Origin of the sequence: uncultured Aquabacterium sp., assembly GCF_947366995.1 — a bacterium.
In the GTDB taxonomy this organism is placed as follows: Bacteria; Pseudomonadota; Gammaproteobacteria; order Burkholderiales; family Burkholderiaceae_C; genus Aquabacterium.
The window spans coordinates 59384-71588 of record NZ_CANBCC010000011.1 but is presented as its reverse complement, the minus strand read 5'-3'; the positions used below and the strand labels follow the sequence as shown (position 1 = coordinate 71588).

General features: G+C 63.4%; 11 protein-coding genes. 1 reads left to right on the top strand and 10 read right to left on the bottom strand.

The window, feature by feature from the left end; genetic code table 11:
- A partial coding sequence (locus Q0Z44_RS05335; protein ID WP_298011107.1) for a Glu/Leu/Phe/Val dehydrogenase dimerization domain-containing protein occupies positions 1 to 418 on the bottom strand: 418 nt, incomplete at its 3' end.
- Positions 419 to 800: 382 nt separating this feature from the next.
- On the opposite strand from Q0Z44_RS05335, the gene Q0Z44_RS05330 reads away from it, so the two are divergent.
- The gene (locus tag Q0Z44_RS05330) at positions 801 to 1175 is read left to right on the top strand and encodes a hypothetical protein (RefSeq protein WP_298011106.1); all 375 of its coding nucleotides are present in this window, start codon (positions 801 to 803) and stop codon (positions 1173 to 1175) included.
- 109 nt (positions 1176 to 1284) lie between these two features.
- Here Q0Z44_RS05330 and Q0Z44_RS05325 read toward each other — a convergent pair whose 3' ends face one another.
- The 9 genes from Q0Z44_RS05325 to Q0Z44_RS05285 all read right to left on the bottom strand — a co-directional run bounded on the left by Q0Z44_RS05325 (position 1285) and on the right by Q0Z44_RS05285 (position 12173).
- Positions 1285 to 4455 (bottom strand): DEAD/DEAH box helicase family protein, encoded by a 3171-nt coding sequence (locus tag Q0Z44_RS05325; RefSeq protein WP_298011105.1) that lies wholly within the window; start codon positions 4453 to 4455, stop codon positions 1285 to 1287.
- A gap of 39 nt (positions 4456 to 4494) precedes the next feature.
- Positions 4495 to 4827 (bottom strand): type II toxin-antitoxin system RelE/ParE family toxin, encoded by a 333-nt coding sequence (locus tag Q0Z44_RS05320; RefSeq protein WP_298011104.1) that lies wholly within the window; start codon positions 4825 to 4827, stop codon positions 4495 to 4497.
- Positions 4824 to 5075, bottom strand: a complete 252-nt coding sequence (locus tag Q0Z44_RS05315; RefSeq protein ID WP_298011103.1) for a type II toxin-antitoxin system ParD family antitoxin — start codon at positions 5073 to 5075, stop codon at positions 4824 to 4826. The genes Q0Z44_RS05320 and Q0Z44_RS05315 overlap by 4 nt, the downstream gene beginning before the upstream one ends.
- Positions 5076 to 5139: 64 nt before the next feature.
- Positions 5140 to 6660 carry a Fic family protein gene (locus Q0Z44_RS05310; protein ID WP_298011102.1) on the bottom strand — a complete coding sequence of 507 codons (1521 nt, stop codon included), beginning with the start codon at positions 6658 to 6660 and terminating at the stop codon, positions 5140 to 5142.
- Positions 6661 to 6848: 188 nt separating this feature from the next.
- Positions 6849 to 7709 (bottom strand): GIY-YIG nuclease family protein, encoded by an 861-nt coding sequence (locus Q0Z44_RS05305; protein ID WP_298011101.1) that lies wholly within the window; start codon positions 7707 to 7709, stop codon positions 6849 to 6851.
- On the bottom strand, positions 7706 to 9040 hold the full coding sequence (locus Q0Z44_RS05300) for a restriction endonuclease subunit S (protein WP_298011100.1): 1335 nt from the start codon (positions 9038 to 9040) through the stop codon (positions 7706 to 7708). The genes Q0Z44_RS05305 and Q0Z44_RS05300 overlap by 4 nt, the downstream gene beginning before the upstream one ends.
- A 75-nt stretch (positions 9041 to 9115) precedes the next feature.
- Positions 9116 to 9823: a nucleotidyl transferase AbiEii/AbiGii toxin family protein gene (locus Q0Z44_RS05295; protein ID WP_298011099.1), complete on the bottom strand. Its 708-nt coding sequence runs from the start codon at positions 9821 to 9823 to the stop codon at positions 9116 to 9118.
- Between the two features lie 4 nt (positions 9824 to 9827).
- On the bottom strand, positions 9828 to 10367 hold the full coding sequence (locus tag Q0Z44_RS05290) for a hypothetical protein (RefSeq protein ID WP_298011098.1): 540 nt from the start codon (positions 10365 to 10367) through the stop codon (positions 9828 to 9830).
- 60 nt (positions 10368 to 10427) lie between these two features.
- Complete coding sequence (locus Q0Z44_RS05285; protein ID WP_298011097.1) at positions 10428 to 12173, bottom strand: class I SAM-dependent DNA methyltransferase; 1746 nt, start codon at positions 12171 to 12173, stop codon at positions 10428 to 10430.
- Positions 12174 to 12205: the final 32 nt, after the last annotated feature.

The window sequence follows — 12205 nt, the reverse complement described above, 5'->3', positions numbered from 1 at the left end:
CGGGGCTCTTGCCCTTGGGGTCGAAGTCGGAGCCGCCCTTGCCGCCGCCCATGGGCAGCGTGGTCAGCGCGTTCTTGAAGGTCTGCTCGAAAGCCAGGAACTTCAGGATCGACAGGTTGACCGAAGGATGGAAACGCAGGCCGCCCTTGTACGGGCCGATGGCCATGCTGTGCTGGATGCGGTAGCCGCGGTTGACCTGCACCTCGCCGTGGTCGTTGACCCAGGACACGCGGAACATCACCACGCGCTCGGGCTCCACCAGGCGCTCCAGCAGACCCTGCTCGGCATACTTCGGGTGGCGCTCGATGTAGGGCCACAGGCTGTCCATGACTTCGGTGACCGCCTGCATGAATTCCGGCTGGCCGGGGTTGCGGCTGGCGACATGGGCAAGGAAGTCGTGGCTCGACGCGTATTTCATGGGGGCATGGCTCCGAATGGCGCTGCGAAGGGCAGCAATCGAAACATTTTGCCGCAATGCGCACCATCTCGATGCGACGAGCACTGATGCGGTGCGGTGATCGCACAGACAGAGTGCGCAGCGCACCGACTGAGTACCATTTGCGGCACCACCCCCGCAGAAGAACGCCACGGCACGGGCGGTCTGCCCTCATGTGCGGTCCCTGTCGCGGGCCGCCACGAAGGGTCGCGCGGTCTTTCGGTCAACGAAGCGACACACCAAGACGAAGTCGTTTTCAACCGAGTCATACGTATGAGGTGGGTCAAGTGGGGACAGATGAAGACGCCTAGGCTGTAAACATGTATTTGAAGAGCGGGTGCTCGCTCACCGATCGGAGCCAGATATGAACCTGAGCAAAAACGCCATTGCCTGCCTCCTGAGTCTGTTTGTCGCCGGAGGTGCTTGCGCCACGGGCGCCGACGCGCCCCCCGCGCCCACACAGGACAGCGCAGCCACGCAAAGCACCGCGGCGCCCAAGGCCGGCAAGCGTCCCAAACAAGAAGTGAACTGGTACACCACGCCCGGCTGGAAGTTCATGAGCCGCGAGGAGCGCAACGCCTATCGAGACAAAGTGCACGCGACCAAGACCTACGACGAATGCCGAGCCCAAGTGCACGAGAACTACCAGCAGATGGCCGAGCGCGCCAAGGCAGCGGGGCAGACGCTGGGTGTCGAGAGCGACCTGGCCTGCAAGCGACTGGCACCGAAGAAGCCTTGAACGGGCAGGCGGGCCGCACTACCCGCCTTGGGTGTCGGCCACGCAAGCGTTCGCGTGTCGCGCAAGCTCGGGCATGCGACGTTCCTGTGCGTCGGATGCCTGCACGCCTTTACTGCGCGGCAGCGCTGTCGCCACGAGACAACCGGCCTCGGCTCCTCAGCGCTTCATACAACTCCGCCGGACCAAGCAGGATGTGCTTGAGCCCCTGACGCACCTTCTCTGAGTCGAGCGCCTGTTTGCTCATGCTCGAAAAAGCATCGAAGGCGTCAATGATCGCGTTGAGCTGCTCAGACGTGAAGTCTGGTGAATTGCTGAACTGCTCCTTGGTGTTGTTCATGGCCTGTTGAACCAACAGTTCCGACTCCATCATCTTGCCCTTGATGTTGTCGACGAAGGCGAGCATGTCGTGCTCGGTCAGCTCACCATCAAAAAGGTCATTGACCTTCTGCACGATCTCGGACAGCTTGATCTTTTCCTTGTCGTGGATCTGGCCGCTGCCAGGGGCGGTCATGGGGTCGAGCTTGTACTCACCCTCGTTCTCTCCCAGCACCAGGGCTGCGCTGCCCTGCTTCTTGAGCTTGTGGTGCGTCAGGGTCACCTTGGACAGGTCCACCCCTTCGCGCTCCTTGCCGAAGTCCAGCAGAGGCAACAGGCGCTTGAAGAAGATGGCCCGCTTTTCGACGGCCGTGTTGCCGTAGTCGAACATCTGCGACAGGAAGGCGTATACGCGCACAAAGGTGCCCAGGTCGCGCTTGAAAAGCGTCAGGGCCTCCAGCTCATCTTTGGCTGCCTGACCATCGGGGCCCAGCTCGCCACCAGGCAGTTTTTCTGCGGCAGCTTTGAATGCCTCGCTGGCCGCCTTGAAGCGCTTGAGCAGCCGGTCGGCCACGGGTTCGATGGCGGCAACCAGTTGGGCTTGCGTGGCCTTGGGGTTCAGTTCGACCTGCACCACGCGCTCCACCTCGAAGTCGTCATAGTGGCCAGCGGCATCCAGCTTGGCACGCAGGTCGAAGATCAGGTTCGGGTCGGTCACGCCGGCCAGCTCGGCCGTCTCGTAATAAGTCTGGAACGCCGCCAGAATCTCCTGCGGGTCGTTGACGAAGTCCAGGATGTAGGTCGTGTCCTTCAGCCCGTGCGGGCCGCTGTAAGCCCGGTTCAGGCGCGACAAGGTCTGCACCGCCTGGATGCCCGCCAGCGTCTTGTCGACATACATGCCGCACAGCAGGGGCTGGTCGAAGCCGGTCTGGAATTTGTTGGCGACCAGCAGGATCTGGAACTCGTCCGTGGCAAAGGCGTCACGGATGTCGCGGCCCTTCAAGCCCGGGTTGAGCTGGGCGCTGTTTTCGGTCACGGGCTCAGGCAGCGAGTTCGGGTCGTTCACCTCGCCGGAATACGCCACCAGCGTCCCCAGGGGGTAGCCCTGTGCCTTGATGTAGGCGTCCACCGCCAGCTTCCAGCGCACCGCCTCCACGCGGCTGCCCACCACCACCATGGCCTTGGCGTGGCCCTTGAGCAGGGGCTGCACGTTCTCCAGGAAGTGCTCCACCACCACCTGCACCTTCTGGGCGATGTTGTAGGGGTGCAGGCGCACCCAGCGCATCAGCCCCTTGAGGGCTTCACTGCGCTCGACCTCCTTGTCGTCCCACTCCTTGCCGTTGTGGGCCAGCTTGAAGGCCAGCTTGTACGAGGTGTAGTTCTTCAGCACGTCGAGGATGAAGCCCTCTTCGATGGCCTGGCGCATCGAATAGACGTGGAAGGGCGCGGGCAGATTGTCCGGCCCGGCGGGCAGATCCGGGTTGGGCCGACGGCCGAACAGCTCCAGGGTCTTGGCCTTGGGCGTGGCGGTGAAGGCCACGTAGGTCACGGCGGATGCCGTGCCCGCCATGCCGGCCCTGGCGCTCATCTGCGCGGCCAGCAAGTCTTCGGTGGACACCTCGCCGCCGTCGGCCAGGTCCTGCAGCTCTTGCGCGCTCAGCACCTGTTTGAGCTTGCCTGCGGCCTCACCAGTCTGCGAGCTGTGCGCCTCGTCGGCGATCACGGCAAAGCGCTTGCCTTGCGTGGCAGCCAGCTCCTGCACGGCCTTCAGCGCAAACGGGAAGGTCTGGATGGTGCACACGACGATCTTCTTGCCGCCTGACAGGGCCTGGGCCAACTCGCCGCTCTTGCTCTGGCTTTCGCCCTTGATGGTGGCGACCACGCCCGCCGTGCGCTCGAAGTCGAAGATGGCTTCCTGCAACTGGGTGTCGAGCACGGTGCGGTCGCTCACCACAAGCACGGTGCTGAAGAGCTTCTGGTTGTTTGCGTCGTGCAGGTCGGCCAGGAAGTGCGCCGTCCACGCAATCGAGTTGGTCTTGCCACTGCCCGCGCTGTGCTGGATCAGGTACTTCTGGCCTACGCCTTCGGCCAGCACGGCCTGCACCAGCTTGCGGGTGGCGTCGAGCTGGTGATAGCGGGGAAAGAGGTAGCCCACCGGGCGCTTCTTGTCGTCCTTCTTCGTCACCAGGTAACGGGCAAGGATCTCCAGCCAGCTGTCGCGCTGCCACACCTGCTCCCACAGGTAGTGCGTGCGGTGGCCTTGGCCGTTGGGTGGGTTGCCCGCCGCGCCGTGGTCGCCCATGTTGAAAGGCAGGAAGTGCGTCGCCGGGCCTTGCAGCCTGGTGGTCATCATCACCGTGCGGTTGGTGACGGCGAAATGCACCAGCGCCCCACGAGGAAAGTCGAGCAGCGGCTCGGAAAAGGCCTTGCCCTTGGGCCTGGGCAGGCGCTCGAAGCGGTACTGGTCGACCGCCTCGTTGATGCCCTGCGTGAACTCGGATTTCAGCTCGGCCGTGGCCACCGGGATGCCGTTGAGAAACAGCACGAGGTCGATGACATCATCGTGGGTGGTTCGCACCTGGCGCACCACCCGCAGGCGGTTCGCGGCATAGCGAGCCTGCAGCTCCGGGTTCATGGCCAGCGCGGGCTTGAACTGCGCGAACTTGATCGGTGCCTTCAGGCCCATCATTTCCAGGCCCACACGCAGCACATGCAGGGTGCCCTGGTCGTCCAGCAGCTTGCGCAGGCGGTCGAGCAAAGTGGCCTGGGCACTGGCACCGTGGGCCTTGACGATGGCTGCCCAGGCATCGGGCTGGCTCTCCTGCACCCAGGCGACCACGTCGGCAGGGAACAGCGCGCGGGGTGTGTCGTAGCCCTGGGCATCGCCTTCAGCGTACAGCCAGCCGTTGGCGGCCAGGTGGTGGCAAATGTCTTTCTCGAATTCAACTTCCAGATGCAAAGCCACTTGTTCTCCCTGTTGGCCTTTGATGAATTGTTTCTGGTGTCAGATCAGGTCACCTGGTGCCTGCATCCAGGCCGGGATGTCGCGCTGACCGTACAACACGCGCCAGACATCGATGTGATCGGGGCGCTCCATGTAGAACACCAGATGCGGGTAACGGGCCAGCTGCCAGACGCGCAAGCCCGGCAGGTTCAGTTCGTGCGCGTAGCGCGGGGAGCCTGTGGCCGGGTGCCGCCCGATGTGCTGGTAGGCCTGGGCCAGGGTGTCAATGAACCCCATGGCCGCCGCTTCGGTGTCTACTTGCACATAGTGGGCCAGCGCATCGTCCACATCTTGCAACGCCAGCTGGCGCGGTACGACGGGTTTGGCCCTCACGACCGGCCGCGCGCCTTACCGGCCACGCGCACCTTCTGCCGCAGGCCGTCGAAGTAGGCGTCGCTCACCGGTTCGGTGGCCGCCGACGTACCGCCGGCCAGCAGCACGGTGCGCAGTTGCATGCGGTCCTGGTCTTTGCGGATGAGTTCGCGCACGTACTCGCTGCTGGTGCCGTAGCCACGCTGGCTGACCTGCTCGTCCACGAAGGCCTTGAGCTGCTCGGGCAAGGAGATGTTCATGGTGCTCATGTGGCCAGCTTAAGAGGATTGGCAAAATTTGGCAAGACAGACGAAGGCGTCTTTAAGCTGAAGCTCAAAGCCCTTCGTGGTCTTCGCCTTCTTCACTCAATGGCTGGCCGTGCATGGCACGGCTGACGGCACCTTCGATGGCGTCCAGCACATGGTCTTGCACTCGGTCGGCATATCGCTTGCGCCGGTTGTTGGACAGCGTGCCGCCGTTCTGGAAGATCGTCACGATCAGGTTGGCCAAGTCGCTACCCCGCAGGTCATGGCGTTCGTTGATGTGGCGCTTCACCCGGTCAAACAGCCCCAGGAACTCCACCTCCCGGCGCATATGCGTGTCCAGCGACGCCTCGGCCATGGCCAAGGTGAACGTGGCCGCCTCACTCAGGTCCATGTAGCGGAACCAGGTGTCAGCTTCCGGAGCCCACTCATAGGTGTAGTGCTCGTCGCCACCCCAGGTCACCTGGCACAGCTGGCGTGCCGGCTTGCTGAAGGTGGTGAGCGCGTGCAGGTATTCAGCATCGTGCTTCTTCATGGCTACCGAGATGGGCAGCAAGAACTGTGGTGGCAAGCGGCCAGACTGACCAAGGCAATGGTGGATCAGGTAGCGCGACAGTCGGCCATTGCCGTCCATGAACGGGTGGATGAACACGAACGCGAAAGACACCACAGCGGCGTGCACCAGGGGGTCCAACTCAGCGGCTCGCTGGTTGGTCAGGCGCATCAGCCCATTCATCAGGGCCACGGCCAGCTCGGGCGCTGGCGGCACGTAGGCGACACCAGCTGCACCAGGCACGTCCCGCTGCAGGCGGTTTTGCTCGGTGCGGAATTGAACGGCCTTGTCAAAGGGGTTGGAGATGGCGGCGTTCTGCAACTCCACCAGCCACTCTTCGGTGAGCGGGCGCTGCTCATGGGCTCGGCGAAGCAGGGCCGCGAACCGCTCGGCCTTGTCTGCGGTGGGGGCCTCGCCCTCGATGGCAAAAGAGCCTTCGGTTTCGCTCAGGTAGGCCCAGTTCAAGGCCCGCTCCAGCATGGCCTCGCCCACCGATTCGGCAAAGGCTTGGGCCTGACCCAGGATGTCTTTGTTGATGAGCGCCATCAGCGCCGGGGTTTTGCGCACCACCGGGCAGAAATGCAGGTCACCCAGGCCATTGAACTCGATGCGCCAGCGGGCATCTCGCTGGGCAGGGCCCACAAAGTAATGCGTGGGGTCGAACAGGGGCGCATAGGCCGACGCCACGCCGGGGTCGCCCAGGCCGGGCAGCCGCTGCTGATGCCAGGCCTCCCACAGGTGGCCCAGCTTGCGGCCATAGATGCTGTTGGGCGTGGCCTGCACCAACGCCACCAGGTCCGCTGGGGGAATGCGCCGCAGGGCGCTCACCAGCAAGTCCAGCCTGACCCCCTCGTGCTTGAGGGCAAACAAGGCCTGCTGCAACAAGGTGGGCTCGGGCGCCAGCTTGTGCGGCACCAGCATGGCGCCATCGTCCAGGCGCTCGATGCGGTTGACCGGCGCCAGGCGAGCGCGCTGCTTGCCCAGGAAGTCCGGGGCCCCCACCGCGTTCTGGATCCAGGCGTAGCCAATGTCGCTCATGTCAGCAAGGGCCTTTCCGGCAGAAAAATCTTCAGATTTGAAGAATTATCTTCAGAAATGGCCCCTGCGATGATTTTTTCTTCAGACGGCGCACGCAACTGCGCAGCCCTGTGCGCAGGCCAGTGCACAGAAAAATCTTCAGCCCGCCCACTTTTTCTTCAGAAAGAGGCCTTCAGGCAGCTTTTCGTTCAGCCAACCTGCCGTTTGACTTCATCCAAGGTGCGCCCCTCGGGCGTCTTCCACTCCAGCCAGCCATTGGCCGTGCGGCCCAGCAGCGCCACCGCCGCCATGCTGGGCGAGCGGAACAGGTGGTCACTCTGGAAGACCACGGTGTCTCCCTCGGCGCGCATCACGCCTTGCTCCAGCAGGCGCTGGCGGAAGTTGTCGTCTGAGGTGCCCTGGATGGACGGCACGCTTTGCAGCCTACCCACTGAACCTTGCAGCACCACAAAGCCTTCTTCGGTGTACTGGCCACGGCCCTTGGCGCCTGAGGCCTCGCACACGAACACCTCGGGGGCCTGGCCCGCCTCGCCCGCGCTGGCCACCGGGTCAAACAGCGAGAAGCCCAGCGTGGCCAGCAGGGTGCGGCCGGTGTCGAACATCTCCAGGCAGTCGGCTTCCATGGGCGGCGGGGTGTGGGGGCGTGAACCACCGTTGCCGTTTTCATCGGTAAAGCGGCCAGCGGCGCGGATCGCCTGCAGGCTGTGCCATTCCAGGAACAGCGCATGGGTCTGCGTGAGGTTGTGGGTGCGAGAGACCATCACCAGCACACGCTGCCAGAAAGGCTTGGCCTTGTTGTGGTCCTTCAGGCGGGTGGGCAGGTCACCGCTTTGGCCTACGTACACGCGGCGCTCGGTGCCATCGTCCGATTCACTGACCAGGAAGTACACCGCCACCTGGGTGCTCTCGGGCATGGCCAGGAAGGTGGGCAGCAGGCTGCGCGGCACCTCGATGACCTGCACGATGCGCGTGGTGACCTCTGCCACGCGGATGCCGCGCGGGTCGCCACCGGGCAGGTAGATCTGGATGGTCTTGGGGGCGGGGGTCATGCGGCTTGCTCTTGAGCTGGGGCCAGGCCGCGCACGTCGATCTGGCCGGTGACAGCGGCGGAGATGAGGACGGAGCGGCGTTCGCGCAGTAATTCAATGGATAGAACGGCCTCACCTATCAACTGATCGACCTGAGTCGTGGCTTTTTCCACGAAGGCAACAATCGCTGCCTGCTCTGAAACGGGGGGAACAGCCACCGGTGCTGCCTTGATGCTTTCAAGACTCAGCCCTTGTTTCAGCCCGTATTGAGCAATAGCGAAATACCGCTGGCCAGCGTCCGACTTCAGGAATACGCCCAAGAAATGCGGCAAAACATCAGTGGTGGGACGAATCAAGCAAAGGTGTTGATTGACGTATGCATCTTCGATCACTGAGGCAGCCACAGCTACGTTGCCGGTCTTTGCCCCGGTAATGCAAACCACCACATCACCACACAACAGCCGGGTTCTGCTGGTCTCGGCGTCCTGCTGAACTGCAACGCGTTTCGCTTGCCCGAAGTCAATACCTAGACTTTCAGTCAAGTCACCGCTTTGAATGAATAACGCGCCCTCATCCGCAATGCGCTCTGACCACCCGCGCGGCCCGCTTGTGATGAAACTGGACACACTGCGAACCTGTCGAACATCCCAATGCGCCGGCACCTCCCCCAACCACTCGACGCCCGAATCCTTCATCGGCACCGACGGGTCCAGCCCCTTGGTCACGGCATGGGAGATGACGGCCTGGCGCTTTTCCTTGAGCAGGGTGATGAGCTGTTCTTGCTCGGCCACCAGGGCGTCGATCTTGGCGGTTTCGCGGTCGAGGAAGCCTGCGATTTGCTGCTGCTCTTCATACGAAGGCAAGTAAGTACTCAAGGAGCCGAACGCATCTGGGTAAAGACGCAGCCTCGAATCAATCACGCCCGCCGAGAAGGCCTTGAAATAGCGGATGTACTCGTCGCTTCTCAGAAGGTAGTGAAGGAATCGAGACGACGACCCATCGACAATTTGGAACACGGCATACGCCGGGCTGCAAATACCGTGTAGCGGCGACATCCCGAGCCCGCGATTCCAAGCCAGCATGATGTTCATCACGAGGTCATTTGGATAACAAACCTTGTAGCCCTCCAGCGACTCAGCGCGACTCAGGTGGTCACCATCGTCCAATATCTCAGACCGTGGTGTTACTCCGGTGTATGCCGATACGGAGAGCAGCGTCTCATCGCCGGCAATTGAACGTTCCTCACGTTCTCGGAAGACTTCCTTGAAACGCACCCGACGCCAGTTCGATGGCACATAACCTAGCCACTCGACCCCACTGTCCTTGTACGCCGGATACCTCGGAAAGCTCATGCCTCGGCCTCCACATCGGCCGCGTCCCAATTGATCAAAAGAATCTCCTGCATGTCGGTTTCTCGCCCGCGAGGTTCACAAGTTCGCCAGTTGTTGCAGCACCTGTTCCAGGTCGGGCAAGCGGGCCTGGCTGGCCGCATCTGCGGGCAAATGGCCTGGCAAGGCATCCCGGAACGCCCGTTGCGCCAGCAGTTGCCCGAACTGGGCCGACAGGTAACGCTGTAGATCAGCCGGCGCCCGCAAGCACTCGTCCAAGAAGCTGGCCCGCCCATCGATGACGCTGATCAGATCGGCCAGGTCGTGGCTGAAGAGGTGGTCGCCCTGGCCACGGCCATGGAAGGCCTCGAGCTTGGTGGCCACGAACACCGGCGCCTGCACCACCAACACATCGACCCCACTGGGCAAGCTCAAGGTGGCGGCCGTCGCCACGGCCAAGGGGTACCAACGGTTGCTGAAGCCCAGGATGTCTTCCAGCGTGGGCATCACGTCCACGCTGATGTGCTCGATGCGCCAGCGGCAGATCGGGGCTTGCGGGGCGAGGTCGGGTTGGAAGCCTTGTGCCCGAAGCGCTTGCTCAAGCTGGTGGTAGTCGGCGCGGGCCAGCACCTGGGCCACCAGGTCCACGTCTTCGGTGGGCCGGATGCTGGGCATGGCCGGGTCGGTGATCAACAGGCCCACCACGGACCCGCCGGTGAAGACCAGTTGGCGACGCAGCGCATCGCCCAGGCGCTGCGCCACCACTTCCAGCATGGCCACGTTGGGGTCGTTCGGGTTGAGCGCCATGGCCTCAGCCTGCCCACTGCTCATCGAGCATCTGAATGGCCAGGGCCCGCTCGCGTGGGCTGCCGCCCCGAATGGCGTCCACCAGCACGAGCAAGGCATACAGCGCCGGGTTGCGCTGTGCAGCTTCAGGCACGGTGGGGTACAGCGGGGTGAAGGCCATGCCCCGCACGGTGCCCACCTTGCTGGGCCACACGGGCACCGGCTCGTTGGGCTGGACGATCTTGTCCTTCAACGGTGGGGCCGCGTACAAGGTGGGCATGCCCCGAGTGAGTTCACCCCGGGTGGCCGGAAAGCAGTAGCGCGCGCCGTGCTGGACGAACAGGCGCAAGGCCTCCAACACCACGCGGGGTTTACCGCGCTCGTCTTTGCGAGCCAGTTGCGCGGTCACCGCGCGGTCAACCGCCGCGTGGATCTCGGAGGCGGTCAGGCTCAACTCGGCCGACAAGGTGGCATAGGAAGGCGCGGCACCGGCCTCAAGCGATAGGCGCAGCAGCACCACCAGGTCTTGGGGGCGCAGCGCAATTTGGGGGTTGGATCGGGCCATGTGCTGGGGGACTGCGGCAGATATTCGCTATTCGCGAATGGAGAATGTACGCCGCTGACGTCAGGCTGACAACCCCTTGATCATGTCCAGGATGCGGTCAGTGGTGCGCTTGAGGTCGGCATCGATCTCGGCCAGCGGGCGCGGTGGCTTGAACACATAGAAGTGCCGGTTGAACGGGATCTCGTAGCCGACCTTGGTCTTGTCCGGGTCGATCCAGGCGTCGGGCGCATGGGGCAGCACCTCGCGCTGAAAATACTCGCCCACGTCTTCGGTCAGGGGCACGTTCTCGGTGTCACGCAGGCTGGAGTCGGGCTGGGGCTTGCCTTTTTGCTTGCCCTTCTCGAACAGAGCCACCTTGCCCTCGGCATCGCGCAGCGGGCGCTCCACGGTGATGGTGTGGTAGCCAAAGGCCTCGTTGGCAAAGATGCGGCTGATGGGCTTGCCGTCTTCGTCGCTGGCTTCTTCAAAGCGACCGAACAGCTGGGTGATGCGCTCGATGTGGGCGTCGCTCAGTTCCTTGCGCTTGCTGCCCAGGCTCTTGCGCATCTTCTGCCACATGCCGCTGGCGTCGATCAGCTGTACCTGGCCCTGGCGGGCGGCCGGCTTGCGGTTGCTGATGATCCAGACATAGGTGCCGATGCCCGTGTTGTAGAACATGTCGTTGGGCAGGCCCACGATGGCCTCGACCAGGTCGTTCTCCAGCACGTAGCGGCGGATCTCACTTTCACCACTCCCGGCCCCGCCCGTGAACAGGGGCGAGCCGTTGAGGACGATGCCGAAACGGCTGCCGCCGTCTTTGGCGGGGCGCATCTTGCTGATTAGGTGCAGCAGGAACAGCATGGAGCCATCCGACACGCGCGGCAGGCCGGGGCCAAAGCGGCCGTCAAAGCCGCGCTGCTCGTGTTCCTTGCGGACTTCTTTTTCGACCTTTTTCCACTCCACACCAAAGGGCGGGTTGGCCAGCATGTAGTCGAACTTCATGTGCGGGTGGCCGTCGTCGCTCAGCGTGTTGCCAAAGGCGATGTTGGCCACGTCCTGCCCCTTGATGAGCATGTCGGCCTTGCAGATAGCGTGCGACTCGGGGTTCAGCTCCTGGCCGTACACCGTCAGGCGGGCGTTCGGGTTCATGGCGGCGAGGTATTCGCCGGCCACGCTCAGCATGCCGCCCGTGCCCGCCGTCGGGTCGTACAGGGTACGCACCACGCCGGGCTGGCTCAGCACGTCGTTGTCTTCGATGAAGATGAGGTCCACCATCAGGCGGATCACCTCGCGCGGGGTGAAGTGCTCCCCGGCGGTCTCGTTGGAGATTTCAGCGAACTTGCGGATCAGCTCTTCGAAGACCAGGCCCATCTGGGCGTTGCTGACCTTGTCGGGGTGCAGGTCGATCTGGGCAAACTTCTCGGCCACCTGGTAGAGCAGGCCGGCCTTGGCGAGGCGCTCGGTCTGCGCCTGGAATTCGAAGTGGTCGAAGATGTCCCGAACATCGGCCGAAAAGCCCTGCACGTAGGTGAACAGGTTGTGGGCGATGTTGTCGGGGTCGCCCAGCAGCTTGGGCATGTCGAGCGGCGACTGGTTGTAGAACCTGTGGCCCGATTTGCGCAGCAGAAACGGCTCGGGGTTCACGCCCAGTCGGGACTTCGCCTCCAGCTCGGCCAGCACGGCGGGCTTGGTGGCTTCGAGCACGCAGTCGAGGCGCCGCAGGACCGTGAAAGGAAGGATCACCTTGCCGTAATCGGACTGCTTGTAGTCCCCACGCAGGAGGTCGGCGACCGACCAGATGAAGGCGGACAGGGCTTGTTGATTCATACGGAAACCGGACGTCTTTCACAGGCAAAACC

Coding starts and splice junctions, on each gene's coding strand:
- Q0Z44_RS05290 (WP_298011098.1), bottom strand. CDS start 10,367: ATGGCCCGATCCAACCCCCAAATTGCGCTGCGCCCCCAAGACCTGGTG.
- Q0Z44_RS05330 (WP_298011106.1), top strand. CDS start 801: ATGAACCTGAGCAAAAACGCCATTGCCTGCCTCCTGAGTCTGTTTGTC.
- Q0Z44_RS05300 (WP_298011100.1), bottom strand. CDS start 9,040: ATGAGCTTTCCGAGGTATCCGGCGTACAAGGACAGTGGGGTCGAGTGG.
- Q0Z44_RS05285 (WP_298011097.1), bottom strand. CDS start 12,173: ATGAATCAACAAGCCCTGTCCGCCTTCATCTGGTCGGTCGCCGACCTC.
- Q0Z44_RS05310 (WP_298011102.1), bottom strand. CDS start 6,660: ATGAGCGACATTGGCTACGCCTGGATCCAGAACGCGGTGGGGGCCCCG.
- Q0Z44_RS05305 (WP_298011101.1), bottom strand. CDS start 7,709: ATGACCCCCGCCCCCAAGACCATCCAGATCTACCTGCCCGGTGGCGAC.
- Q0Z44_RS05295 (WP_298011099.1), bottom strand. CDS start 9,823: ATGGCGCTCAACCCGAACGACCCCAACGTGGCCATGCTGGAAGTGGTG.
- Q0Z44_RS05315 (WP_298011103.1), bottom strand. CDS start 5,075: ATGAGCACCATGAACATCTCCTTGCCCGAGCAGCTCAAGGCCTTCGTG.